Origin of the sequence: Sorangium sp. So ce834 (genome assembly GCF_051521425.1) — a bacterium.
In the GTDB taxonomy this organism is placed as follows: Bacteria; Myxococcota_A; Polyangia; order Polyangiales; family Polyangiaceae; genus Sorangium; species Sorangium cellulosum_D.
Genome location: NZ_CP150351.1, coordinates 607,932 through 631,895, shown reverse-complemented (window position 1 = coordinate 631,895; position 23,964 = coordinate 607,932). Strand labels below are relative to the sequence as shown.

The 23,964-nt window shown below is 71.8% G+C and carries 20 protein-coding genes; 13 read left to right on the top strand and 7 right to left on the bottom strand.

The window, feature by feature from the left end:
* Window positions 1-93 precede the first annotated feature (93 nt).
* Window positions 94-735: an O-methyltransferase gene (locus WMF20_RS02335; protein WP_437610325.1), complete on the bottom strand. Its 642-nt coding sequence runs from the start codon at window positions 733-735 to the stop codon at window positions 94-96.
* Between the two features lie 86 nt (window positions 736-821).
* On the opposite strand from WMF20_RS02335, the gene WMF20_RS02330 reads away from it, so the two are divergent.
* Window positions 822-1,517: a hypothetical protein gene (locus WMF20_RS02330; RefSeq protein ID WP_437610323.1), complete on the top strand. Its 696-nt coding sequence runs from the start codon at window positions 822-824 to the stop codon at window positions 1,515-1,517.
* A gap of 75 nt (window positions 1,518-1,592) precedes the next feature.
* The gene (locus WMF20_RS02325; RefSeq protein WP_237244954.1) at window positions 1,593-2,027 is read left to right on the top strand and encodes a hypothetical protein; all 435 of its coding nucleotides are present in this window, start codon (window positions 1,593-1,595) and stop codon (window positions 2,025-2,027) included.
* 69 nt (window positions 2,028-2,096) lie between these two features.
* Here WMF20_RS02325 and WMF20_RS02320 read toward each other — a convergent pair whose 3' ends face one another.
* Complete coding sequence (locus WMF20_RS02320; RefSeq protein ID WP_437610321.1) at window positions 2,097-2,501, bottom strand: GFA family protein; 405 nt, start codon at window positions 2,499-2,501, stop codon at window positions 2,097-2,099.
* 426 nt (window positions 2,502-2,927) lie between these two features.
* On the opposite strand from WMF20_RS02320, the gene WMF20_RS02315 reads away from it, so the two are divergent.
* Window positions 2,928-3,284 carry a hypothetical protein gene (locus WMF20_RS02315; protein WP_129572818.1) on the top strand — a complete coding sequence of 119 codons (357 nt, stop codon included), beginning with the start codon at window positions 2,928-2,930 and terminating at the stop codon, window positions 3,282-3,284.
* Between the two features lie 69 nt (window positions 3,285-3,353).
* Here WMF20_RS02315 and WMF20_RS02310 read toward each other — a convergent pair whose 3' ends face one another.
* Both WMF20_RS02310 and WMF20_RS02305 read right to left on the bottom strand, forming a co-directional pair.
* Window positions 3,354-4,136, bottom strand: coding sequence for an alpha/beta fold hydrolase (locus tag WMF20_RS02310; RefSeq protein ID WP_437610319.1), 783 nt, complete (start codon window positions 4,134-4,136; stop codon window positions 3,354-3,356).
* 135 nt (window positions 4,137-4,271) lie between these two features.
* A complete protein-coding gene (locus WMF20_RS02305) occupies window positions 4,272-5,162 on the bottom strand; it encodes an SDR family oxidoreductase (RefSeq protein ID WP_437610317.1) in 891 nt (296 codons plus the stop codon).
* 365 nt (window positions 5,163-5,527) lie between these two features.
* On the opposite strand from WMF20_RS02305, the gene WMF20_RS02300 reads away from it, so the two are divergent.
* Both WMF20_RS02300 and WMF20_RS02295 read left to right on the top strand, forming a co-directional pair.
* Complete coding sequence (locus WMF20_RS02300) at window positions 5,528-6,106, top strand: protoglobin family protein (RefSeq protein WP_437610315.1); 579 nt, start codon at window positions 5,528-5,530, stop codon at window positions 6,104-6,106.
* 312 nt (window positions 6,107-6,418) lie between these two features.
* On the top strand, window positions 6,419-7,771 hold the full coding sequence (locus WMF20_RS02295) for a hypothetical protein (protein ID WP_437610313.1): 1,353 nt from the start codon (window positions 6,419-6,421) through the stop codon (window positions 7,769-7,771).
* A gap of 211 nt (window positions 7,772-7,982) precedes the next feature.
* Here the strand turns inward: WMF20_RS02295 and WMF20_RS02290 are convergent, their stop codons facing one another.
* Complete coding sequence (locus WMF20_RS02290; protein ID WP_437610311.1) at window positions 7,983-8,183, bottom strand: hypothetical protein; 201 nt, start codon at window positions 8,181-8,183, stop codon at window positions 7,983-7,985.
* A 397-nt stretch (window positions 8,184-8,580) separates the two neighbouring features.
* Entirely contained in the window at window positions 8,581-12,006 is a 3,426-nt protein-coding gene (locus tag WMF20_RS02285; protein ID WP_437610309.1) for a DUF2126 domain-containing protein, read from the bottom strand.
* 417 nt (window positions 12,007-12,423) lie between these two features.
* On the opposite strand from WMF20_RS02285, the gene WMF20_RS02280 reads away from it, so the two are divergent.
* Both WMF20_RS02280 and WMF20_RS02275 read left to right on the top strand, forming a co-directional pair.
* A complete protein-coding gene (locus WMF20_RS02280; protein WP_437610307.1) occupies window positions 12,424-14,337 on the top strand; it encodes a protein kinase domain-containing protein in 1,914 nt (637 codons plus the stop codon).
* A 10-nt stretch (window positions 14,338-14,347) separates the two neighbouring features.
* Window positions 14,348-15,451, top strand: coding sequence for a hypothetical protein (locus WMF20_RS02275; protein ID WP_437610305.1), 1,104 nt, complete (start codon window positions 14,348-14,350; stop codon window positions 15,449-15,451).
* Window positions 15,452-15,496: 45 nt separating this feature from the next.
* On the opposite strand, the gene WMF20_RS02270 is transcribed toward WMF20_RS02275, so the two are convergent.
* Complete coding sequence (locus WMF20_RS02270) at window positions 15,497-16,672, bottom strand: hypothetical protein (RefSeq protein ID WP_437610303.1); 1,176 nt, start codon at window positions 16,670-16,672, stop codon at window positions 15,497-15,499.
* Window positions 16,673-17,137: 465 nt separating this feature from the next.
* Here WMF20_RS02270 and WMF20_RS02265 point away from each other — a divergent pair, with 465 nt between their 5' ends.
* The 6 genes from WMF20_RS02265 to WMF20_RS02240 all read left to right on the top strand — a co-directional run bounded on the left by WMF20_RS02265 (window position 17,138) and on the right by WMF20_RS02240 (window position 23,916).
* Window positions 17,138-17,569: a nuclear transport factor 2 family protein gene (locus WMF20_RS02265; protein WP_437610301.1), complete on the top strand. Its 432-nt coding sequence runs from the start codon at window positions 17,138-17,140 to the stop codon at window positions 17,567-17,569.
* 274 nt (window positions 17,570-17,843) lie between these two features.
* A complete protein-coding gene (locus WMF20_RS02260; RefSeq protein ID WP_437610299.1) occupies window positions 17,844-18,959 on the top strand; it encodes a M23 family metallopeptidase in 1,116 nt (371 codons plus the stop codon).
* Window positions 18,960-19,107: 148 nt separating this feature from the next.
* A complete protein-coding gene (locus WMF20_RS02255; protein WP_061622987.1) occupies window positions 19,108-19,797 on the top strand; it encodes an MgtC/SapB family protein in 690 nt (229 codons plus the stop codon).
* A gap of 488 nt (window positions 19,798-20,285) precedes the next feature.
* A complete protein-coding gene (locus WMF20_RS02250; RefSeq protein ID WP_437610297.1) occupies window positions 20,286-21,845 on the top strand; it encodes an ATP-binding protein in 1,560 nt (519 codons plus the stop codon).
* A 159-nt stretch (window positions 21,846-22,004) separates the two neighbouring features.
* Window positions 22,005-22,133: a hypothetical protein gene (locus WMF20_RS02245; protein ID WP_437610295.1), complete on the top strand. Its 129-nt coding sequence runs from the start codon at window positions 22,005-22,007 to the stop codon at window positions 22,131-22,133.
* A gap of 208 nt (window positions 22,134-22,341) precedes the next feature.
* Window positions 22,342-23,916, top strand: coding sequence for a DNRLRE domain-containing protein (locus WMF20_RS02240; RefSeq protein WP_437610293.1), 1,575 nt, complete (start codon window positions 22,342-22,344; stop codon window positions 23,914-23,916).
* The last annotated feature ends 48 nt before the right edge of the window (window positions 23,917-23,964 follow it).

The window sequence follows — 23,964 nt, the reverse complement described above, 5'->3', positions numbered from 1 at the left end:
CGCGCTGGAATTCACGGAGGGATTTCGGACGCGCGCGGCGGCCTGCGGGCGGGGCGGTTCCCCTTGGTTCCCCTTGGTTCCCGTCGGTTCCCCTCAGCGCTTGCGCGCGAGCGTCACCCCGTCGCGCACGGAGAGCATGACCTGCTCGACCCGGGGATCCCGGGCGACGAGGTCGTTGAAGGCGGCGATGGCGCGGCCGTCCGCGGTCTCGGGGGCGAGGACCTCGCCGCCCCAGAGGGTGTTGTCGGCGACGATCAGCCCGCCGCGGCGGACGCGCGGGAGGGCCTCCTCGAAGTACGCCGAATACCGCTCCTTGTCGGCGTCGATGAACACGAGATCGAAGGCCGGGCTCGCCGGCAGGGCGCGGATCGTGTCGAGCGCGTCGCCGAGCGCGATCCGGATCTTCTTGCCGTGCTCGCTGCGGTCGAAGAACGACCGGGCGACGCGGGTCACGTCGGGGTCGCGGTCGCAGGTGATGAGCTCGCCGTCGGGCGGGAGCGCCTCGGCCATGCTGAGGGCCGAGTAGCCGGTGAAGGTGCCGATCTCGAGGACGCGGCGCGCCTGCATGAGGGCGACCAGCAGCTTGAGCAGGGCGCCCTCGACCCGCCCCACCTGCATGCCTGCCCGCGGATCGCTGGCGAGGGTGTGCTCGCGCAGCTCGTCGAGGAGCGCGGGGGGCGGCTCGGTGTGGTCGTGGACGTAGCGCTCCAGGTCTCGATCGAGGAGAGGGGCCATCGTGGAGGTTCCTTGTGGGGCCACGGTAGCACGCGGGCCCGTCACCCCGCCTTGAGCCGCCGCCGGCCTTCGGGGTAGCGTCGACCATGACCTGTTCTTCCTGGAAGACGTGTGCTGTCGTGGCGCTCCTCGCGGCGGCCTGCGGCTCGGCGCCGGACAGCCCCGGGACGGGCGGCTCCGGCGGCGCGGGCGGCGCCGGCGCGAGCGGGTCCGGCGGCGCGGGCGCCGGGGGAGCGGGCGGCGCCGGGGGAAGCGGCGGGGCGAGCTCCACCGCGGCTGGCGGCGGGGCGGGCGGAGAGGCGGAGTACGCCTGCGCGTCGCTCGGCGATCCCTGCACGACGTGCCTCGCGCTGCGCTGCCAGGAGCGCTATTGCGCGTGCCAGCGGAGCGCGGAGTGCGCCGCCCTGGCCAACTGCCTTCTCGGCTGCGCTCCTGGAGAGGAGCCCTGTCGGCAGACGTGCATGACCGCGCACCGGGAGGGCATCTCCGGCGTCTCGCTCGAAGGCGGCTGTGCGGCCGAGCGGTGCAACGTGCAGTGCCCGTCGCGCGCACCGCTGTCTCCTTGCGAGTCCTGCCGGTATGCGCGGTGCGCCGCCGAGATGGACGCGTGCGTCGCCGACCCGTCGTGCCGGGCGCTCCTCGCGTGCACCGGCACGTGCGCCGCGGGCGACGCCGCGTGCCGGGAGCTGTGCGCGATGCTGTACGAGAGCGGCGCGCCGGCGGCAGCGGCGGTCTCGGCGTGCGAAGGGGCGCAGTGCGGCGCCGATTGTGAGGGTGGGTGAGCCGCGCCGCGTCGACCCCCGCGGCGCGGCGGCGCGGGGGTCGACGCGAGGCGGCGATCCGCCTAACATCTGCGCGTGCCTCTCCACGGATTGCGCGAGATCGCGCGGGACCCGTACACGGCCGTCCATCACGATCCGACCCAGCAGCTCGTGTTCATCTGGCGGTCTTCGCTGCCCTATCCGAGCATCGAGGAGCTCGAGCAGAGCTTCCGGCGCATCGAGCAGGCGATCGGGATCATCTCCAGGCCGCGCTCTCTCCTGCTCGTGGACGCCCGGGACGCACCGATGCGCAATGACGACGGGTTCGAGGTGACGTTCGGGCAGGCGCACGCGCGGTTGTTCCAGGGGTTCAAGAGGGCGGCGGTCATCCTGAGGAGCGCGATCGGGGTGCTCCAGGTGGGGCGGCTCTCGAGGGGGTATGTCACGCCCGTGAGGACCTTCACCCGGCCCGAGGACGCGCTCCTCCACCTGGGCGTTCGCGTCGACCTGACGCAGATCAAGAGCCCCTAGGGGCGCCGGTGGCGCGGGGGACCTCGCCGGGCTGCTCCGCCCGTCCACCGCGGGCAGCGGCGGCGAGGCTCACAGGTGCCGTGTCTCTTCCGGTGGAGCTTGCCAGTTGTTGTTGCGCCCGTCGGCGTACCGGATCGGCGCGGCGATGAGCTCCCCGGGGTCGACGTCGTCGAGCGAGGCGAGCTGAACCGCCACATAGTCGCCGCCGATCTCCTCCACGTGCCCGCGCCCGAACGAGCGCACGCCGCAGTGCCGGCAGAACAGGTGGTGCCCGACCTTCATGCCGAACTGGTAGTCGCTCAGCGCGTCCTCTCCCGCGAGCAGCCGGAACGCGTCCGGCTTGATGATCGCGTTCCAGTTCCTCGTCTTGGTGCAGATGGAGCAGTTGCACTTGTTGGTCCCGGCGCTCAGGTCGATATCGGCCTCGAAGCGGACCGCGCCGCAGTGGCAGCTCCCTGCGTACGTTTTCTTCATCTGTGAGCCTCCCAGCAAGATGGGCGTTCGCGCTCGAACGCTCGGCGGCCTGGAGACCCGACTGTACTCCATCTCGGGGCTCCTCGTGCAGCCGTTCTTCTTCTTCGGAGGTGTGTCCAGCCATGCGCCCCTGAAGGTGCCAAGCCGCGGCGACCTCCGCTCCCAAACGATCTTCGGCGCGAGCGAGCTGATCCAGATCGAGCCCGATGCGCGGCGGTTCGAGGAGGCGGTCGCGAGCGCCTCGCCCGCGCCGGCGCGACCGCGAGCGCCGCGATCCGGCGCGCAAGGGGCGCCCGGCGGCGGGGCGAGCGCCTTCCACCTCGCTGTGGCCGGGGTCGCTCCCCGGCGGAGGCTCCGCCGCTCCAGGGCGGCAATTCCGCGGTGAATTCCGATCGCCGGCTGCTCCCGCTGAACTAGACTCCCGGGATGCAGCTACAGATCGACGAAGATCGACTGACCCTCACCCTCCAGGGCGCCGAGCGGCTCTGGGCCGTGAAGCTCGCGCCCATCGTGGTGCCCCGCGCGCACGTGGTGCGGGCGGAAGCGGCGCTTCCGCCCGCCACGTGGCGGCAGATCCGCGCGCCGGGGACGTCGCTGCCCGGGCTGATCAAGGCGGGGACGTACTACACCGATCGCGGCAAGGAGTTCTGGTACACGCTGCGGAGCCGCAAGGACAATCCGCTGACCATCGAGCTGGAGGGCGAGCCGTACCGGCGGCTCGTCCTCACCCTCGATGGCCCCCCTGGCTGGGCAGAGCGAATCAACGCATGGGTCAGCGGCTGAGCCGCCCGATTCCGAGCCTGGGGCGGCGCTCTCTCGCCGCCGGCGATGCGATGGGGCCTGCTCCCCGGATTACCGCTTGAGAAAACGCGCGAGCACGGGCAGCAGAGCTTTCGCGCTGACCATGTGGTCCTGGCCTGCGATCCGCTCGAACCTCGCGTTGGGGATCGCTTTCGTCAGCTGGCGCGCGACGTCGTGGATACCGGCCGGGCTCTTTTCGCCCACGATGATTTGCGTCGGCACGGCGACTTGAGCGGCCCGCTCGACCGGCGGGGGGTCCTTGGTCAAGGCGATGTCGTACGCGAGGGTCGGCGCGAGCGCGACCATCGTCTTCCAACCAGGGAACAGGGGCAGCAGCCAGACGAAGATGCCAGGCATGCCGATGCCCTTCAAGAAGACGCGCATCGCCTCCTTGTTTTTGCCGCCATCGAGCAGCCTTTGCACCTCCTGGCTCAACCGGCCGTACGTAACCTTCTCTGCCTCGTCGTGCACATAGGAAGGGTCGTACATCGCCACCTTGTCGACCTTGTCGCCCAGGCGCAGGGCAGCCTCGAGGGCCAGCACGGCACCGGAGGAGTGGCCATACAGGTTGGCCTTGCCGCCGGCCGCGTCGATCATGGCCTCGATGTCCTCGACCTCGCGCTCTATCGAGTACGGCGGCGTGTCGCCGCTGTCGCCGCGCCCTCGGCGGTCGTAGTTGTAGACGGTAAACTCCCTGGCAAACTCCTTGGCATCTTGCAGGATGGGCTTGAACGAGCGGAAACAGCTAGCTCCAGTGATGTAGATGAGCGCGGGCCCGCTGCCATAGACATCGTACGCCAGCTCCGTGCCGTCTTTCGATTTGGCGATCTCCATGCTCGTCGGCACGGTATCACATCGGCCTCTCGCCGGACGCGGCGCAGCGCCGGCGCCCCTGGCTCCGGGTCCACGGTAAGCCCCCGCCGAGCCCTCCTGCGGCCTCAGGGACGAGCTTGAACGATCGATCCAGGGCTAGGCGAGCGGCTTGCCGCCCGTGACCCCGAGCACCTCGCCGTTGATGTAGGTGGCCTCGTTCGAGGCCAGGAACACGAACGCTGGAGCGAGCTCGGCCGGCTGCGCCGGCCGCTGCATCGGCGAGTCTTTCCCGAAGCTGGCCACCTTCTCCTCCGGGAACGACTGCTGGATGAGCGGCGTCCACACCGGGCCGGGCGCGACGGTGTTGACCCGGATGCCGCGCTTGATGAGGTCCTGCGCCAGGCCCTTGCTGAAGGTGACGATCGCCCCCTTGGTCGACGCATAGTCGAGGATGTTCGGGCTCGGCTGGTAGGCCTGGATCGACGCCACGTTGATGATCGCGCTCCCCTCCTTCATGTGCGGCAACGCGTGCCGGACGAGGTGGAACATCGCCATGATGTTGACGCGGAAGGTGCGCTCGACGCGCGCGGCGTCGATCTCCTCGAACCGCTCGGCGGCCTTGCCCTGCTCCGCCGCGTTGTTCACCAGGATGTCGATCCGCCCGAACTTGCGCGCCGTCTCCTCGATCACCTTCCGGCAATGCGCCTCGTCGGCCAGATCGCCGGGGATCGTGATCGCCTCGCGCCCCGCCTCCTTGACGACCCGCGCCGTCTCCTTCGCGTCCTCGTGCTCGCTCAGGTACGCGATCGCCACGTGGGCCCCCTCCCGGGCGAACGCGAGCGCGACGGCGCGGCCAATGCCGCTGTCCCCGCCGGTGATCAGCGCGACGCGGTCCTTCAGCCGGCCGAGGCCCTTGTACGACGACTCGCCGTAATCGGGCCTCGGATCCATCTTGGCCTCGATGCCCGGCCGATCCTGGGTCTTGCCCTCGAAAGGCGGCTTCGGGCCCGCGCCCTTCGGATCCTCGCTCGGTCCAGTGTTCTGCATGCCTCCTCCTTGCCGCTGTCCTGTGGTGGGAAGCCGATCGCGCCCCCAGCGGTACCTGGCAATAAGGACGCCAGGCCAGCCCGACCATCGGTCGCAGCCTGCACTCCGGATCGGAGCTCCCCCTACCCGGCCGCGCGCCGCGATCTCCGCCGCAGCCGCCGCGCGCCCCGGCGGCGCAGGCGCCTCTCCGCGCTCGATCGCGCGACGCGACGGCATCCAGCGCGCACAGCGCGCGACGCGACGTCCTGATGAGCCCGCGGCGCCCCGCCAGTCGAGGCTTGACAGCGGACAGCTGCTCCGGTGTCGTCGCCCTGCGTTGTCCCGCGGCACGCGGCCCGCGAAGGCGGAGAGGAGCACCGGTTTCCATGAAACACATCGACGAGAAGCTGCTGGAGTCGGATCTAGAATATCGCTTCGGGTATCTCATCGAGTTCGTCGGCTTTGGAGAGGCGGACATCGCCGCGATCCACGGCGCCGCGCTGCACCTCGCCCCGAAGGTCCAGGGGCTCGTCGACGCGGTGTACGAGAAGCTGTTCCTCTACGACGCCACGAAGCGCCACTTCGTGCCGAAGCAGCACGGCTACGAGGGGCAAGGGCCGGCGGACCTCCTGTCGCTCACCCTGAGCCACGAGCAGATCCAGTTCCGCAAGAAGCACCTCGCCGACTACCTCGTCCGGCTCGTGACCCACCCGTACGACCCGAAGATGGTCGCCTACCTCGACATGGTGGGGCGGATCCACACGGCCAAGGCCGGCAATCCCGAGATCGTCGTCCCGCTCGTGCAGATCAACGCGCTCATGGGCTTCGTCTCCGACGCCCTGCTCCAGACGATCCTGTCCCTCGGCCTGGACCGCGAGACCGAGGTGCGCACGCTGCGCGCCTTCAACAAGCTGCTCTGGATCCAGAACGATCTCCTCGCGCGCCACCACGTCCAGGCGGCCTGAGCCGCGCTGGCCTCCTGAACGAGGCTGCCGCCTCTGGCCACGATCGTGGCGCGCCCGCCGGCGGCCACGCCGCGGCCCCGGCCGCGGCGCGAGGCCCCAACGTGGCCCGGGGCCCGACGCGGCCCGGGCCGCGCCCGGACACGGCGCCCCGGACGTGCGCGCGAGCGCTCGCCGTGAGAATCGTGCGATGCGGGCGCGGCGCTGGAACGCGCCGCCGGGCCGGGCGAAGATGGCCGCTTGCCAGGAGCGTGAGGCCGGAAGCGAGATGCCTCCGCGGACCCGGCTCCACGCGAGCCAGCGAGGTGAAAGGCCATGCGTCGATTCTTCAGACAACCAGCGCTCGTTCTCTTGATGTCGTCCCTCCCCTTGGCCGCCGGCTGCGGCGACGAGGACCCCGAGCCCAGCCGCTTCGCGTGGCTCGCCATGCGCGCCGAAGAGGTGCGCGAGCTGTCGTTCGAGCGCGAGGTGCCGGTCCGCACCATCGCGCGGGCCGAGGTCGACGCCGAGGCGGAGCAGGCCGCGGACGCGATCGACGAGGAAGCGCTCGCCGCGCTCGCCGCCACCTACGGCCGACTCGGCTTCTTCCCGCCGGACACCGACCTGCACGCCGCCTTCGGCCAATCGATGGACGTGTTCGCCGCCTGGTACTCGACCGAGAGCAAGGCGATCTCGCTCATCGGCGACGTGGACGACAACGTGCTCATCCACGAGTACGTGCACGGGCTCCAGGACCAGCACTTCAACCTCGGAGAGCTCCTCGATGCCACGCTGACGAGCGACGCGCACCTCGCGCTGAGGGCGGCCATCGAGGGCGACGCGATGCTCGCCGAGGTGCGCTTCCTCATGCAGGAGTCGAACGACGCCGATCTGGACCGGCTCAACTGGGCCGGCATCATCAACGCCGCCCACAGGGCCGGGGAGCAGATCCTCGAGGAGAACGAGCTCCCTGCCCTGTTCGTCGACTATCCGTCGTTCGCCTACGGCTTCGGGTTCGAGTATTGCGCCCACAACCTGAGCGGCGTGAGCGCGGCGTCGCCCACGCCCGACCAGGCCTTCCCGTTCGACTGGTCACGGCAAGACGCGCTCTTCTCCGACCGCACCCCCGCGACCACCCAGCAGGTCCTCACCCTCGACGGCCAGGATCCCGTGGTGCGCGTCGGGCTGGAGAACGTGCCGCCCGAGCTCGCCGATCGGCTCGAGCCGGTCGACTGGGACTCGCTCGGCGAGTGGCTCTCCTACCTGCTCCTGCGCCCGCTCGACGACTCGCCCGGGAGCGGGGCCGTGCGCGCGCTCGCCGCGGCCTGGGACGGCGATCGCGCCCTGTTCGTGCGCGACCGGAAGACGGGCGCGGCCGGGACCGCGTGGGCGTCCGCGTGGGACGACGTGAGCGCCGCGGCGGTCGTCGAGTCCGCGCTGTGGTCTCTCTACGGCGGCTCGGCGATCGACGAGGGCGAGCCGCGCCTCGGGCGGGCCGCGGACGGCGAGCTCGTCTGGATCGAGCGGCGGGAAGAGCGCGTGGTCGCCCTCAAGAACATCGACGAGGCGCTCCTGCCCGCGCTCGCCGAGGCGGCCTTCGCCTCCGGGATCAAGCCGATGCGCCTCACGCTCCGGAAGCGCCCCTCGCTCTCGGCGTGGCTCTCGCGGCGCCTGCCCGGGCCGCGCTGAGCCGAGGGCGCCGCCCGGCCGACCGCGGGCCCTGGACCGCGGGCCCCGACATGGAGCGCTCCCGCCTCCGGGCCATTCAGCCTGGAAGCGGGAGCCAGGAGCCATCTACGCGCGGCGCGCTGACGGCGCTCCAGCGGAGCGCGCCGCGCGTCAGCACGGCGCGCTCCGGGCCATCAAGGCGCGCTCCGCGCCCTCGAGGCGCGCTCGTCGCTCAGATGCACAGAGAATCGCAGTCGTGATCCTCTTCGCACGCCGAGACGCAGTCGCCGTCGTCGTCGCACGCCGAGACGCAGTCGTCGCGCTCGGTCGAGCACGCGGTGATACAGCTGTCGTCGCCCTCGCCCGGGTCCTTGTCGTCGTCCGCGTCGATGAAGCAGCCCGCCGCCAGGGGAACCGTGGAGACCAAAAGCATAGCCAACATCTTGCGAATCATGGGTTGTCCTCCTTCGTGGTGTACTGTCCGCATGCGATGCAGGGGACATCGACTCACCAAGCAGGGGGCGTACCAACCGCCCTTCCGGCGCGACTCACGCGCTCTCGCGAGCCCCGGAGATGCGCGCCGCCGCGCGCGACGAGCCCGGCGGCGGACATCGGGCCGCCGCGGCCGGTAGACGCAGCACGTCAATCCAAGGCAAATCGCCACACGGCGCGGGCCAAGGCTGGGCTCGGCCCCTCGATGTCCGGGCTTTCCCCCGGCTTCAGCGCGCCGCGCGCGGCTCGGGAGCGGTGAGATCGAATGTCACACCCGCCTCGACCGTGAGCGCCTGACATCCGTCCAGGCGCTCACCTCGTCTCCCACGTCGGTCCGATCACCCCTCGTCGTCGAGCTTCGGCGGCTTCGGCGGCGGCCGGTCCATCGGATAGCGCCGCAGATCCAGCGTGTACGGCGCGTCGCCGTGGGGGGCCGCCGGCTTCCCCGCCACCGGCCAGGGCGTCTGCCCCTCGATCGTGAACCGCTGCGCCCGCCGCGCCGACGCCTCGAACCGCGTGAGCGGCGCCGCGTCGAAGGCGCGGCCCTCCGGGTGCCACACGTGATAGGCGCACGCGCCGATCGAGCGCTTGCCCCACGTGTCCACGATGTCGAGGTGGATCGGGTGGTGGATGCCGATGTGCGCGTGCAGGCTGTGCGGCGGCGCCCAGGCGCGGAACCGCACGCCGCCCACGAGCTCCGCCGCCGTCCCCGTCGGCCGGAGCGGCAAGACGTGGCCGTTGACGAGCACCGTGTGGCGCTCCGGCGTGAGCCCCTTCACCCGCACCTCGATGCGCTCCATCGACGAGTCCACGTAGCGCGACGTGCCCGTCGTGGTCAGCTCCTCGCCGAGCACGTGCCACGGCTCGATCGCGTTACGCACCTCCAGCATCACGTCGCCGGCGTGCAGCGTGCCCACCACCGGGCAGCGCAGCTCGATGAACGGGCGGTACGCGTCCGCGGGCAGGGCGAGCCCGCGCTGCTCGAGGTAATCGAGCACGTCCTCGAAGTCGCGCCACAGGTAGTACGGCAGGAGGAAGCGGTCGTGCAGCGCCTGGCCCCAGCGCACGAGCTGGCCGGTGTAGGGCTTCTCGGCGAACGAGGCGAGGAGCGTCCGGACGAGCAGCGCCTGCGCGACCGCCATCCGGAAGTGCGGCGGCATCTCGAAGGCGCGCAGCTCGATGAGCCCCTGCCGGCCGTGCGCCGTCTGCGGATCGAACAGCTTGTCGATGCTCACCTCGGCGCGGTGCGTGTTGCCCGTCATGTCCACGAGCAGGTGGCGGAACAGGAGATCCGAGAGCCACGGCGGCTCGTCCTCGCGGCGCTCGAACGCGCGCGCGAGCGCGATCTCCAGCTCGTAGAGGTTCTCGTGGCGCGCCTCGTCCACGCGCGGCGCCTGCGACGTCGGGCCGACGAACAGGCCCGCGAACATGTACGAGAGCGACGGGTGGTGCTGGTTGAAGGTGAGCAGGCTGGCCAGGAGATCCGGCCGGCGTAGGAAGGGGCTCGAGAGCGGCGTCGGGCCGCCGAACGTGAGGTGGTGGCCGCCCCCGCTCCCCGCCATGCGCCCGTCGATCAGGTACTTCTCGCAGTGCAGCCCGCTGTGCAGCGACGCGTCGAACACCGTCTCCAGGAGCGACGCGTACTTGCGCACCCCGTCGGTCGGCGGGAGGTTCACCTCGAGCACGCCCGGGTCCGGCGTCACCGAGAAGCGGAGCACGTCGGCGCCGGGCGGCGGCGGGTAGCCCTCGAGCAGCACGTCGATGCCCGTCTCCAGCCGGGTCGCGTCGATCGCGGCGATGAGCTCGAAGAAGTCGGCCGGCGCGAGGAGCGGCGGCAAGAAGACGTGGACGGTGCCGTCGCGCGTCTCGACGCAGAGCGCCGTGCGCACCCCGTAGCCCGATCGCCCGGCGGCCGGCGCGGCGCGCTGGGCGTGCACGGCGCGCTTCTCGTCGTGGGCGTGGCGCTGCGCCGCGCGCGCGCGGGCCGTCTCGGCGTGCTCCGGGTCGCCGTCGCCCTCCGCGAGCTCGACGCGGCGCTGCTTCTCCGCCGCCTCGGCGGCCTCGGGATCGCCGCGCCGCGGGTCGGGCGGCGACACGAGCTCCTCGAGCGGCGGCGGCGGGGCCACCGCGACAAGCGAGCGGAGCGGCAGGCGCAGGCCGATGGCGCCGTCGCCCGGGAGCAGGAAGAGGTGCCCGCGCCGGAAGCCCCAGCGCTCGCTGATCCACGCGCCCCACTGGCGCGCGAGGGGCAGGACGAAGCCGACCTCGCTGCCGAGCCCCCGGTCGAGCACGCGCGCGAGGCGCCGCCGCTCCTCCGAGTCGTCGAGGTTCGCCTGGAGCGGGTCGACGTCGACGGGCAGGCTCGCCTCGTCCTGGAGGTGGCGCCACGGGTCCTCGTGGGCCGGCAGCAGGAACTCGGCCACGCCGAGCCGCGCCGCGAGCGCCTCGGCGAACCTCCGCGAGAGCGCGGCGTTCTTCGAGCGCGGCGAGCGGCCCGTCGAGGACGCGGGGTCCGCGTGGCGCGCCGCGGACATCTCGGTCCAGAGGCGGACGCCGTCGCGCCGGCCGATGATCTCGAGGGCCCAGCGGGGCAGGCTCTCGCCGGGGTAGTGCTTGCCGGCGCGGAGCAGCACGACGCCGCCCGGCGCCATCCGGCGCCGGAGCTCGTGCGCCAGCCGGAGCCCCTGCGACCACTTGGTCGGGCCGAGCGCGCCCTCGTGCCACTCCGGCGCGTCCGGGTACTCGCGCGAGTTGAACGTCGGCTCGCCGCCCATGGTCAGGGTGAGGCCCGCGGCGGCGAGCCGCGCGTCCGCGCGGTCGGCCACGGACAGGAGCTCCTGCCACACGGGCTCCTCGTAGGGCGTCGTGGGCCGCGGCTCGTGGCCGAGCCGGCCGACCTTCATCTCGAAGAGCACGTCGGTCGCGCGCGTGTCGCTCGTGCCCTCGACCGGCGCCGCGAGCGCGGGCGAGGCCGTGCAGGCGAGCGGGATGTGGCCTTCGCCGCAGAGCAGGCCGCTCGTCGCGTCGAGGCCGATCCAGCCGGCGCCGGGCAGGAAGACCTCGGCCCACGCGTGCAGGTCGACGACGTCCCGGCTGACGCCGCGCGGCTGGTCGGGGATCATCCCCTCGTCGGTCAGCTGCACGAGGTAGCCGCTCACGAAGCGCGCGGCGAGCCCGCGCGACCTGAGGGCGGCGATGAGCAGCACGGCCGAGTCGCGGCAGCTGCCGCGGCCGTGCGCGAGCGTCTCCTCCGGCGTCCAGATGCCGGGCTCCTCGCGGATGACGTACTTGACGCGCCGGTTCACGGCCGTGTTCAGCGCGACGATGAGCGACACGGTGTCGCCCTTCGAGGGCAGCCCGGCGAGGAACTCGTCGAGCAACGGCCCGCGGGCGATCGACGGATCGGCGCTGTCGAGGAAGGGGGCGAGGTCCTGCTTGAGCTCGGCCGGGTACGCGAACGGGACCTGCTCGACGCGCTCGTCGAGGTAGAAATCGAACGGGTTGACGGGGCGGACGTCCACGGCGAGCTCGACGAGGATGTCGAAGTGCGGGACGCGCTCGCCCGCGGGCAGGAGCACCCGGGCCACGTGGTTGCCGTACGGGTCCTGCTGCCAGTGGGCCGCGATGGGCGGGTCGATCTTGAGGCTGTACGACTCGATCTTCGCCTTCGCGTGCGTCGCGGGCCGCAGCCGGATGAGGTGCGGGCCGAGCGAGGTGGGGCGGGGATACGTGTAACGGGTCCGGTGCTGGATGAGCAGGCGCACGGTGTTTGTCTCCGGGGGTGGTCCTATCCAACCAGAAGTGCCCCCGTTCCGTCTCGCCCTCCGCGACGCGCTCCGGACGTACGACGCCTTGGTTTCCAGGAGGATTCGGCTCGAAGACGGCGGTGTAGCGGCGCGGGTCGCTGCGGTGTGGCGGGCGCGGCGGAGCGTCCGCGCGGCCGTGCCGCGGGCGCGACGAGCGCGGCGCGACGAGCGACGGCGCGGCCGTGCTGCGGGCGTGACGAGCGCGGCGCGACGAGCGACGGCGAGCGAGCAACGACGTAACCGTGCTGCGGCGCGGGCGCGCGGCGGCCCGCGTTGCTGCATCTTTCGCGTTGTTCTGCCTGCCGTGCGGCGCGGCGCCCCGCGCGGGCGCCGCGTGCTTGCCGTCCGAGGGCGAAGCGGTGATCATCGCGCGCTGTGTCGGGTTCCGAGACGAAACAGCCCTCGCTGGCCCCGGTCGAGCTGGGGACCGTGCTCGCCGGCAAGTACCGCGTGGAGCGGATCATCGGCCAGGGCGGCATGGGGGTGGTCGTCGAGGCGCGGCACATCGTGCTCGACGAGCACGTCGCGCTGAAGTTCCTGCTGCCCGCGTTCACCGAGCACCCGGAGGGGTCGGCCCGCTTCCTGCGCGAGGCGAAGGCGGGCATGAGGATCAAGAGCGAGCATGTCGCCCGTGTTTCGGACGTCGGCACGCTCGAGAACGGCGCCCCGTACATGGTCATGGAGCTCCTGACCGGGAGCGATCTCGCGCGCCTGCTCCGGGACCAGGGCGTGCTCGGCCTGGAGGACGCGGTCGACTACATCGTCCAGGGCAGCGAGGCGATCGCCGAGGCCCACGGGCTCGGCATCGTGCACCGCGATCTCAAGCCGGCGAACCTGTTCCTGACGGCGCGCGCCGACGGCTCGCCGCTCGTCAAGGTGCTCGACTTCGGCATCTCGAAGATGACGACCGGCGCCGTCGACGTCCTGACGGGCACGGACGCGGCGCTGGGCTCGGCGCTGTACATGTCCCCGGAGCAGATGCGGCAGACGCGCTCGGTGGACCACCGCACCGACATCTACGCGCTCGGCGTCTCGCTCTACGAGCTGCTCGCCGGCCGGCAGCCGTACTACGCGGAGACGCTGCCGCAGCTCTGCTCGGAGGTGCTGACGGGCACCCCGACGCCGCTCCGGGACCTGCGCCCCGACGTGCCCGCCCCGCTCGCGGCGGTGCTCGAGAAGGCCTACGCCCGCGAGCGCGAGCAGCGGTACGCGTCGGTCGCCGAGCTCGTCGTGGCGCTCGCCCCGTTCGCGCCCGCGCGCACGTACCCGACGCTCGTCCGGATCGCGCGCATGGGCGGCCTGTCGCTGCACGCCGCGGCCGCCGGCGGGCACCGGGCGTCGCAGCCCTCGTTCGCTTCCGTGGACCCGCGGGCCTCGGCGCCGGCGCTGCGCGAGCCGTCGTGGCCGGGGCTCCCCTCGTCTGCGGGCGCCGGTCTCGCCGACGTCGCGCCGCCGCCGCGGAACGGGACGCTGCCCGGCGCGGGGTCGCCGCTCTCGCGGCCGCCGGTCGCCCAGGCGACGACGCCCTTCCCGCACCCGCAGTCGCCGTTTTCCCGGCCGCCGTCGCCGGTCGCCCAGGCGACGACGCCCTTCCCGTACCCGCCGTCGCCGTTCTCCCGGGGGTCGTCGCCGGGCGTGCCGCCGGGCGACGGCGGCGGGCCGAGCCCGGCGCCGCCCGGCGACGGCGGCAGGCCGAGCCCGGTGCCGCCGGACGGCTTCTCGCCGCATCAGCAGATCGTCCCCGGCCCGTACAGCGCGCCGATGAGCTCGCGCGCCGCGGCGACCTTCGCCTCGTCGACCCACCTGGGGATCTCCTCGGACGGGCGCCGGCTCCCCGGCTTGCCCGCCTCCCCTGCCGTGATCATCGCGATCGCGCTGCTCTCGGCGACGCTCGTGCTCGGGGTGCTCGCCGTCGGCGTGTTCATGCTCCGCAGGGGCGACGCGGACGACGCGGGCGGCGCGGCGGCGACGCCGGCGGCGAGCGCGACGGAGGCGGCGAGCGCGACGGCGACCGCCGCGCCGGCGCCGGCCCCGGAGCCGCCTGCGCCCGGCGCCGGGGCGTCGACGCCGGACGAGCCGACGATCCTGCCGACCGGAGCGGCGACGGCCGCCGCCGCGGCGAGCGCCTCGGCGTCGGCGAGCGCCTCGGCGTCGACGCCTGCATCGGTGCCGACGAGGGCTGCGCCCCCCCGGGCGCCTGCGGGGCGCGGCGGGTCGGCCGCCCGCACCTCGCCAGCGCCATCCACCCAGCGTCCTCCCCGAGGCATCGACCTCAACGACCCGCACTGAGCCCACCGCCATGATCCTCTCGAGATTGCCTGCGCCCCGCGCGATCCGTCGCGCTCGACTCGCCGTCGCCTCGGTCGTCCTCGCCTCGGCCGCGCTGTTCGCGCCCGTGGGCGCTCTGGCGCAGGGCATGAGCAGCGACCCGACGCTCGCCCAGACGCTGTTCGAGGAGGGGCGCCGCCTGATGGAAGCGAAGGCGTACGCGGAGGCGTGCCCCAAGCTGGCGGAGAGCCAGCGGCTGCGGCCTGGCACGGGCACGCTGCTCAACCTGGCGCTGTGCAACGAGGCGCTCGGCAAGACGGCGACGGCGTGGGGGCAGTTCAAGGAGGCGCTCTTCGCCTCGAAGAAGGAGGGCAACGCCGCGCGCGAGGCGTTCGCGCAGGAGCACATCGGCGCGCTGGAGCCGAGGCTCTCGAGGATCGTGCTCAAGGCGGAGGGCACGCCCGGCCTCCTGGTGCGGGTCGACGGCCACGACATCCCCGCGGCCGCGCTGGGCACGCCGATCCCGATCGATCCGGGGTCGCACGAGATCGAGGCGACCGCGAGCGGCTACTCGGTGTGGTCGACGACCGTGCAGGTCGGCGAGAGCGCGGATCTGAAGGCGATCGCCGTCCCGAAGCTCCAGCCCGCGCCGCCCGCGACGCCGGCCGCGGCGCCGCCGGGGCCGGCGGCGGGCGGCGCCGGCAGCGCCGGGATCGCCGCGGGTGGCAGCGCCGGCGGGGGCGGCGGCGAAGGGCTGCGCACCGCGGGCTTCGTGATCGGGGGCGCGGGCGCGGCGGTGCTCGGCGTGGGGGCGGTGTTCGGGATCCTCGCGGCGGGGCAGGCGAGCGACGCGGAGAAGGACCCGGCGCTCTGTCCGGGCAAGCAGTGCACTCCTCTGGGTCGCGAGGAGATCGACGCGGCGGAGACCAAGGCGCTCGTGTCGACGATCGGCATCGGCGTGGGCGTCGCCGCGCTCGGCGCGGGGGCGATCCTCGTGCTGACGTCGGGCCGGTCGGGCGCCGAGGGCGCGAGCGCCGCCGGCGCGAGGCCGGGTGCGCCGGGGCGGGTGCAGGCGCGCGTGGTGCCGCTCCTCTGGCCGGAGGGCGGCGGGGTGAGCGTGGTGGGAGCGTTCTAGCCCGCCCGCCCGAAATCCGACCAGGGACGGCCGGACTTCGGCCACTCAGGGAGACCCCTCGTCGGGATCGACATCGGGAGCATAGCAGTCCGAGGTGCCGTAGCTGCTCGTCTTGCACACCTCGCCTGGGAAGCACCAGTAATAGCTCACACCGGTCGTCGTGCCACAGTACCGGACCCCATGTGCCCCGTCCTCGACGACGCACGCTTGCTCACCGAGCTCGGAACAGTCGGTGACGACAGTGTCCGGCTGGAACCAGCACCTCGGTCGGGCCCCGGGGCCGGTCTGACACGCGAACGGGCGCGCCGCTTCTTCGCTCGCAGCGCTGTACTCGCCGTACGGCGGCACGAACCCCGGGATCTCGGTCCCCGTCGCCTTCACGCTGCACACGGCTCCCGCCACCAGCGTGTCGAGGCGGCACTGGGACGGAGGATGGCCCTCCTTGGTCACCGCGGCCTCGGTCGTGTCCGGCGTGTCGAGCCGCGGGTAGACGAGCTCCCTGGGCGCCTGCAGCACGGCCTGCTCCTCGTACAGCCGCCCCGTCTGCAGGCTGGCGAGCAGGATCCGGCCGCAGAGCTCTTGGCTCGCCAGGTCGCTGTAGGCCGTCGTGCAGCGCTCGCGCGCGGAGGGGTCGAGCTCGGCGAACGCCGCGGCGTTGGCCTCGGTGTCATTCGCCCACAGCCGCGGCAGGCAATCCTTGGTGGCAAAGTAGTCGGCCTGTCCCTCGGCGGCGACCGACGTGCCCAGCGCGCCGGTGCTGTCCCCGCGGCCGGAGGTCTTGAACGGGAACCCGCCGATGAAGTGCCCCATCTCGTGGCACATCGTGAGCGCGAACACCTCCGTCGTCATGCTCGAGGCCGTGAGCCATCCCTTGCTCACATCGATGGTCCAGTCCTCCCCGGCGTTGAGCAGCACATGGGCGCTGACCGCATCGCTGTCCCAGTCGATCCTCCACGAGATCTCGTGGGTACCTGCCGGATTCGCGGCCGCGGCGTGGTCCTGGTAGAGCGCGACCACGCGATCGAGGATCGCTTCCGCCTCCTCGCGCGTCGGCGGGCGCGCCCCCGAAGGCGGCGCGCCCGCGCCATTGACAGGTGCATCGACCGTGCCCCCGATGATGGCGGCGGAATCGCCGTCGGTCCCGTGGGCGGAGACGCCGTCCGCCTCTCCCATGCACGCCGAAAGGAGGGCTGACGAAGCAAGAATGACGTAAATTTTCATAGTAGACTCCGTCGAATTGTATCAAGAGGATGGTCGACGTTCGTTCGAGGGGCGTCGCCCGACGTAGTCGAGGGATGGTTCGTCGGCCGGATCCCTGCACCTCACCGGACTTCATGCCGTCCCGGCGAGCGATCCTTCAGATTTTGTTTGTCACGGCCTGCCCCCGCCCGCGGGCTCTGCCATGTGGTCATGGTGGCGCGAGGCGGTAGACGGACGAAGGCAATAGGCTCCGATCGCCGCTCTCTGGACCTGGAGCCCGGCTTGTGATATAAGATAGAGACCTCCGACGAGGCGGAGCTCCAGAAGGCCCGACGGCGGCAGCCCTCGGGCCTTCGACATTTCGGCGGGCGCGACGTCTACGCCGCGGAGGCGAGGGGTGACCGACCGTTGATCCTGCCCGTGATCGGTTGCCAACGAAGGATGATTGGAAGCGGCCACCAGCAGTAGCAGCGACTGATACTCGCCATGAAAACCACATCGATTCCCCTGGCTCTCGTCGCAACATTGTCCGCTTGCCAGCCCAGCAAACACGACGACCCTGAGAATCTGAAAGCAGTACTGGTCTCGTATTTCGACTGCATCAGCAAGAAGGATTTCACAGGGATGAAATCCCTAACAACGACTGACTTTGTCATCTACGAGAACGGGAAGGTGATAAACAACGACGGTCTGATCGACATCATCAACAAATCTCCGATAGTCAAAGCCACTTACTCGTTCGATGGTTTCACGATCAACGTCGACAACGCCTCTGGAAGCATGAGATATTTCAACCACGGCGAGTTCGTAAAAGACGACACGAGCCTCACGACGCGCGACTGGCTGGAGAGCGCGACCTTCAAGAAGGTTGGAAACGAGTGGAAGCTGGACTTCATACATTCGACGGTTAAAAAGTAGGCACAATCATTCAAGAACCGCCTGGGAGCAGGTGGGCCGAGCGCCGCGAGGTTCGAGCTCGTCCGGTCCGTGGCAGGCCGGTCGGAGGTGGCGAAGCGCTGGCGTGCCCGAGGAGACCTGCCGCGCCAGGGATGCGTCCGTGACGGGGGGGCCCGCCGGGCGGCCGGGGTTGACGCGAGCGACGCTCTCGCATAGCGTGCGTGCCGTCCGCATGTCTCGTGCCCCTGTCACTGCCGCCAAGGCTCGTCGGTGCCATAGCGCAAGGTGATCTCGGATGGCCGGTGGAAGCCCCAAGCGACCCGAGTCCACTTCCGACGGCTGGTCGCCCCGCACCGAGGCCTCCGTGTGGCTCGGGCTCGGGCTGCTCGGCGTCGGGGTCGTGTGGTTCACGGTGCGCGCCATCGAGATCGACAGGTCGCTCGACGCCGCGAGCCGGCAGCTCGCGAGCGCCCGGCCTTCTGACGCGCCGCCTCCCGCGCCGGCGCCCGACGCGGGCGCAGAGCCGCATCTCGCGCTGGCCTGGACCGTGGGAGCTCCGGGCGAGCCGGCGGAGCCGCAGGCGAGCGTGCGGCGGGCAGCCGAGGAGCTGCTCGCGCGGCGCCTCCCTCACGGGCTCCGTCGCGGGGCGGTGGTCCGCGCCGTGGCCGACGCCGCCAGGGCGCCGGAGGAGCCTCGTGTTCTGGCGCTCGACGTGCGGGCGCCCGGGCAGCCGGAAGCCCGCTTCTACCGGTTCGACGGCAGCGCCACGGGGCGGCTCGTCGACGAAGAGGGACGCGAGCCGGTGCCGAGCCAGTGGCAGGCGCCGCTCGCCAAGCTGCGTCGGACGTCGCCGTTCAACCCCAAGCGGATGCACCCCATCCTGCGCCGCGTGGTGCCGCACGAGGGCACGGACTACGGCGCGCCGTCGGGAACCCCGGTCTATGCCGCGCTCGAGGGCACCGTCTCCTGGGTGGGGCCGCACGGTGGTCACGGCAAGTGGGTCGCGATCCAGCACGACAACGGCGTCGAGACAGGCTACGCGCACCTCTCGAGGTTCGCGGCGGGCCTGAAGCGCGGGGACCACGTGGCGACCCATCAGCTCGTCGGCTACGTGGGGTCGACCGGGCGGTCGACGGGGCCGCACCTGCACTTCAGCGCGAGCCGCAACGGCGTCTACTTCGACGCGGAGACGCTGCTCGCGACGCGCCTGCGGGAGCTCCCCGCCGATCAGCGCGACGCGTTCCGCACCGAGAAGGGCGAGCTCGACCGCGAGCTCGACGACATCGGGGATCCCCTCCCCGCCGCGCCGCGGTCCGGCGGCGAGGACGAGCCGGCGTCGCCGGCGCCGGCGAGCGATTCGACGTCGCAGCCGCGCGCGGCCGCGTCGGGCGCCCGGCGTCAGCGGCGATGACGCCGGCAAGGCCGCCCGGCGGCCTCGTCTCCCCCTGCGCGTCGGCGAGCCCTACGTACGGGGACGCGTCGCCACGGCGTCCGGCGAGGACGCGCGCGGGCGCAAGCGCGCCGCGAGCCTCGGCCGCCCACGGGAGGTGCAAGCACAGATGGACACCATGCACGTCGACCTGTTGATCCGGATCGCCGCGGGCGCGGCGCTCGGGGGCGTCATCGGATACGAGCGCGATCGCCACGGCCGCCAGGTCGGGCTCCGGACGCACCTGCTCGTCGCGATGGCCGCGGCGACGTTCATGGTCATCTCGGTGAAGTTCGTCTACTTCCAGCATTACGGAAAGGACGATCTGGTCGTCGTCGACTCCTCGCGCATCGCCGCGTCGATCGTCGCCGGCATCGGCTTCCTCGCCGGCGGCTCCATCCTGCGCACCGGGACCACGGTCCAGGGCATCACGACCGCGGCGGGCCTGTGGCTCGTGACGGCGATCGGCATGTGCTCGGGCGCGGCGATGTACGTCGAGGCCGTCGTCGTCACGCTCCTCGGCGTGCTCGCGCTCACGGCGCTCCGCCGCTTCGAGGACAAGGACGACCGCAGCACCCGGCGCCGGATCGCCCTCGTCCTGGGCGAGGAGTCGGCCGGCGTGGCCGACATCATGAAGGTGCTCGAAGCGCTCGGGGCCGTCGTCTCGGACATGGATTACGAGCGCCGCCTCGACGACAAGCGGCGCGTCAACGTGACGCTCGACGCGAGGATCCCGAACGCGATCGGCGTGGAGACGCTGATTGACCAGCTCGCGAAGCAGCCCGGGGTCCGGCGAGTCCACGTCCAGGCGCCCACGTGATGGACGCCGATCTGCGCTCGGTCGCGCAGCTCGCCCGCCGTGTCGCCTTCACCGCGGGCGTCATCGACCGGTTTTTCTGGCGAGATTTCTGACGCACGGAGCGAGTCGCCCCACGACGGCTTCGCGGCGGCGGACCGGCGCGACAGGCGGGATTCCGCCCCTCGGCTCCCGTGTCCCTATCAGAAAGGGCTTTCCTGGCTCTCTCGGCCGTGGCGCTTTCGCCGTTTCTCTCCTCTGTCGCCATGGATCCATGGCTGGGTTGAATTTCTCTGCTCTCCTCATCGACGCTCTCGGCTCCTCGGCGGCTCCTCCCCTTCTCTCTTCTTTTCTCCTCGCGGTGCCCTGGCGGCCCGTCTCCTCGCCGTCGCGTCGTTCTCGTCCGTGAGAGCGCTCGGCGCGTGCGCGAGCTCGTATGACGGCCACCGACGCGCCAATCAGGGGGTGCCCTCACGTGACATCCGCGGTGGCGCGCGCTCGCTTTTGTGTCGATGGATGACGCCGGTCCGCCCCTCGAGACCTCCCTCCCCGCCAGGCTGCGCAGCTGCAAGCGCGACGTGCTCGAGCGCTGGACGCGCCGGGTGCTCGACGATCCGAGGGCGGCGGCGCAGCGGCACGGGGGTCCGTTGCTGGCGGACGAGGTCCCTAGGCTGTTCGATGATCTCATCGAGGCGCTCGCGGCGAGCCGGCGCGCCGAGCTCCGCGCCGGCGAGGACGGGGAGCCCACGAGCGCCCACGAGCGGATCGAGGACCACGCGCGCCTCCGCGCCGCGCAGGTCCGCTGCGTCGCGGCGACCCTGCGCGAGCTGTCGCACCTCCGGGCGGCGCTGATCGAGGTGTGCGCCGCACAGGGGATCTCCCTCGGCGTGAGGGAGGCGCAGGTCCTCCACGCGGTGGTGGACGCGAGCATGTGGACGAGCGCCCGCGAGATCGAGGCGGCGACGCGCGCCGCGCTCGAGGACAGCGCCGCGCGCCTGCGGCTCGCCACGGAGGCCGGCGGCGTGGGGGTATGGGATTACGACACCGTGACAGGCGCGCTGCGCTGGGACGACCGCTGCCGGCAGGTGGCCGGGATGGGTCCGGAGCAGGACGTCGATTACGAGCTCTTCGTCGCGGCGATCCACCCGGACGATCGCGCGCGCGTGCAGGAGGCCGTGCTGCGCTCGCAGGACCCGGCGAGCGGCGGGGAGTACAGCATCGAGTACCGCCTCGTGGGGCTCTGCGACCGGATCGAGCGCTGGGTCTGCGTGCAGGGGCGCGCCTGCTTCGACGCCGCGGGGCGCAGCGTCCGGATGATCGGCACGGTGCTCGACATCTCGGATCGCAAGCGGGCGGAGGCCGCGCGGCGCGAGGAGCTCGCGTTTCGGGATCGGTTCCTGGGCGCGCTCGGCCACTACCTGCGCACGCCGCTCACGTCCGTCACGCTGGCGGCGAGCGTGCTGATGCACCACGGCAGTCTGACGCCGGGCCAGGCGAAGAGCGTCGAGCGGATCGCGGCGAGCGCGCGCCGCATGGGGCGGACGATCGAGGATCTGCTCGATCTGACGCGGAGCCGCTTCGGCGGCAGCATCCCGATCGCGCCGAGCCCGGGGGACCTTTACCTCATCTGCAAGGGGGCGATCGACGAGCTCAGGGCGATGCACGCGGAGGTGCCGATCCGGCTCGATCTGCACGGGAGCGGCGCCGGGCAGTGGGATCCCGAGCGGGTCGCGCAGATGGTGACGAACCTCGTGCAGAACGCGGTCGACTATGCCGCGCCGGGGAGCGCCGTCCGGGTGGCGATCCGGCCGCGCGGGGAGGACGTGCTGGTCGAGGTGCACAACGACGGGCCGGCGATCGCGCCCGAGCTCCTGGCGACGCTGTTCGACCCGTTCCACCAGGCGCCGGCCGGCGGGCGGGCGAGCACGGGGCGCGGGCTCGGGCTCGGGCTGTTCATCGCGCACCAGATCGCGAGGGCGCACGGCGGGGGGATCGAGGTCGAGAGCGAGGCGGAGCGGGGGACGACGTTCACCGCGCGGCTGCCGCGCGGTGCGCCGGAGGCGAGGTGTTGAGGTCGCGTGAGGCGATGCAAGAGAACGTGGACAGCGCCGCGCGGGCTCGCGGGCTCGCGGGGTGAACCCGCGGCCGAGAGAGTGGGAGAGATCTGGGGAAAGCGCCGCAGGGCCGGCGACACCGCTCCTCGACCGAAGACACGGGAGCACAGGAGCGCCATGAGCGGCATGAGCGGCATGAGCGGCATGAGCGGCATGAGCGGCATGAGCGACATGAGCGTCACAGAGCAGAGTCGGATTTTCTGTGGCTCGTCGAAATGGCTGGACAGGACGCATCGATACGCGTAGATCGGATACTGGCACTCTGCGCATCCGCCCTCGAATCGAGGCGAGCGCTCCCGTGTTGCCGGTTTGGAGACCGAGCAGCCGCGGGGGTGCTGCTCGAGGAGAGCTCGACAAACAACGATCGAGCCTGACCCTTGCGTCACGGCGCCTGCACCTCGGATGACGCTCCAGCAGTGGTTCGACCCCGACGAGGAACCAGAAGGAGCAACCCATGAAACAGGCCGTCATCGTCTCATCCGCCGCGCTCGCGGCGCTGTTCGCGACCTCCACCAGCGCCGCCAGCCCCTCCGATCCGCCGACGCCCGTCTGCGACGTCATCCAGCGAGGAGCGCTCGGCGACGTGCGCGACGCGGAGATCTGGAGTCTCAACCCGAGCTACCACGTGCCCGACTCCTACGAGGTGAACACCGGGTACTCGAGCGCCTACGGCGAGAAGCGGGCCCTGTTCGGGTTCGAGCTCGGCGCGATCCCCGCGGGCGCGCTCATCTCGTCGGCCAGGTTCCATGTCTCCACCTACAGCAGCACCAACCAGACCGTGCGCGTGCACCGGGTGCTCGCCCCCTGGAGCGAGGCCGACGTCACCTGGGACAGCCTCGGCGGCGTCGACCCCGCCGTGGTCGCGTCGTTCGAGTCCGTCGGCGGCGCGTGGCGCGAGATCGACCTCACGGGGCTCGTGCAGGACTGGGTGAGCGGGGTCGTGCCGAATTACGGTATTCTGCTCGAGGAGGATCTCCCCGGGAGGACCTCGTACAAGAGCAGCGATCACCCGAACCCGGACAACCACCCGTTCATCGAGGTGTGCTATCTGCCGCCAACCGGCTCGATCGGCGGCGCGGTGTGGGTCGACGGCGACGCGGACGGGCTCTACGATCCGGAGCTCGGCGTGGACGGCGTCGTCGTCGATCTGTTCGACGGCGATACGCTCATCGACAGCACGGTGACCGGCGTCGACCCCTCGACCGGCCAGCCGGGTTTCTACCACTTCGACGAGCTCTATCCTGGTGACTATACGGTGGTGGTCGCGTCGGACAATTTCGAGGCCGGCGGGCCGCTCGCCGGGCATGAGCCGACGGTCGACCATGACGGCGGCGGCGACGGCGTGGCCGTGATCTCGCTCGCGCCAGGCGAGGATCTGCACGACGCGGGCTTCGGCTATCAGCCCTCGTGCGGCAACGGCGTCTGCGGCGGCGGCGAGAGCTGTTCGACCTGCGCCGCCGACTGCGGGGCTTGTCCGCCCGTCTGCGGCGACGGCGTCTGCGGCGGCGGCGAGAGCTGTTCGACCTGCTCCGCCGACTGCGGGACCTGCGCGCCCGTCTGCGGCGACGGCGTCTGCTCGGCGGGGGCCGAGGACTGCTCGAGCTGCGCGTCGGATTGCGGCGTGTGCGAGTGCACGTCGCCTGGCACGGCCACGCCGAACGACTGGGCGGACAACGTGGGCGGCTTGCGCGTCCTGTTCCTGACGATCGGCGGCAGGGTCTACCTGAACCTCCAGCTCGTCGCCATCCTGCTCCGCCCGGACCGGGGCGACATGACGTACCTGCTCGCGAAGCAGCTCATCGCCGCCAAGCTCAACGTCGGCCTCGGCAACTGGTCGACGTGCATCGAAGCCACCATCGCCGCGGCCGACGCCTGGCTCAGGATCCACCCGGTCGGCAGCAACGTGATCGAGAACGATCCGCGCTCGGCATGGGCGAGCGGCGAGGCGCTGCTCGAGAGGCTCGAGGCGTACAACTACGGCGAGCTCTGCGCGCCTCACCGCGATGACGTGCATTGCGGCGGCGATTGATGATCGTGACAAGGGCCGCCGGCGAAGGCTGAGCGCTGAGCGCTGATG

Excerpts from the sequence above, each read along its gene's own strand:
- WMF20_RS02335 (WP_437610325.1), bottom strand. The coding sequence starts at position 735 with ATGGCCCCTCTCCTCGATCGAGACCTGGAGCGCTACGTCCACGACCAC.
- WMF20_RS02330 (WP_437610323.1), top strand. The coding sequence starts at position 822 with ATGACCTGTTCTTCCTGGAAGACGTGTGCTGTCGTGGCGCTCCTCGCG.
- WMF20_RS02320 (WP_437610321.1), bottom strand. The coding sequence starts at position 2,501 with ATGAAGAAAACGTACGCAGGGAGCTGCCACTGCGGCGCGGTCCGCTTC.
- WMF20_RS02315 (WP_129572818.1), top strand. The coding sequence starts at position 2,928 with ATGCAGCTACAGATCGACGAAGATCGACTGACCCTCACCCTCCAGGGC.
- WMF20_RS02310 (WP_437610319.1), bottom strand. The coding sequence starts at position 4,136 with ATGGAGATCGCCAAATCGAAAGACGGCACGGAGCTGGCGTACGATGTC.
- WMF20_RS02305 (WP_437610317.1), bottom strand. The coding sequence starts at position 5,162 with ATGCAGAACACTGGACCGAGCGAGGATCCGAAGGGCGCGGGCCCGAAG.
- WMF20_RS02300 (WP_437610315.1), top strand. The coding sequence starts at position 5,528 with ATGAAACACATCGACGAGAAGCTGCTGGAGTCGGATCTAGAATATCGC.
- WMF20_RS02295 (WP_437610313.1), top strand. The coding sequence starts at position 6,419 with ATGCGTCGATTCTTCAGACAACCAGCGCTCGTTCTCTTGATGTCGTCC.
- WMF20_RS02290 (WP_437610311.1), bottom strand. The coding sequence starts at position 8,183 with ATGCTTTTGGTCTCCACGGTTCCCCTGGCGGCGGGCTGCTTCATCGAC.
- WMF20_RS02275 (WP_437610305.1), top strand. The coding sequence starts at position 14,348 with ATGATCCTCTCGAGATTGCCTGCGCCCCGCGCGATCCGTCGCGCTCGA.
- WMF20_RS02270 (WP_437610303.1), bottom strand. The coding sequence starts at position 16,672 with ATGAAAATTTACGTCATTCTTGCTTCGTCAGCCCTCCTTTCGGCGTGC.
- WMF20_RS02265 (WP_437610301.1), top strand. The coding sequence starts at position 17,138 with ATGAAAACCACATCGATTCCCCTGGCTCTCGTCGCAACATTGTCCGCT.
- WMF20_RS02260 (WP_437610299.1), top strand. The coding sequence starts at position 17,844 with ATGGCCGGTGGAAGCCCCAAGCGACCCGAGTCCACTTCCGACGGCTGG.
- WMF20_RS02255 (WP_061622987.1), top strand. The coding sequence starts at position 19,108 with ATGGACACCATGCACGTCGACCTGTTGATCCGGATCGCCGCGGGCGCG.
- WMF20_RS02250 (WP_437610297.1), top strand. The coding sequence starts at position 20,286 with ATGGATGACGCCGGTCCGCCCCTCGAGACCTCCCTCCCCGCCAGGCTG.
- WMF20_RS02245 (WP_437610295.1), top strand. The coding sequence starts at position 22,005 with ATGAGCGGCATGAGCGGCATGAGCGGCATGAGCGGCATGAGCGGCATG.
- WMF20_RS02240 (WP_437610293.1), top strand. The coding sequence starts at position 22,342 with ATGAAACAGGCCGTCATCGTCTCATCCGCCGCGCTCGCGGCGCTGTTC.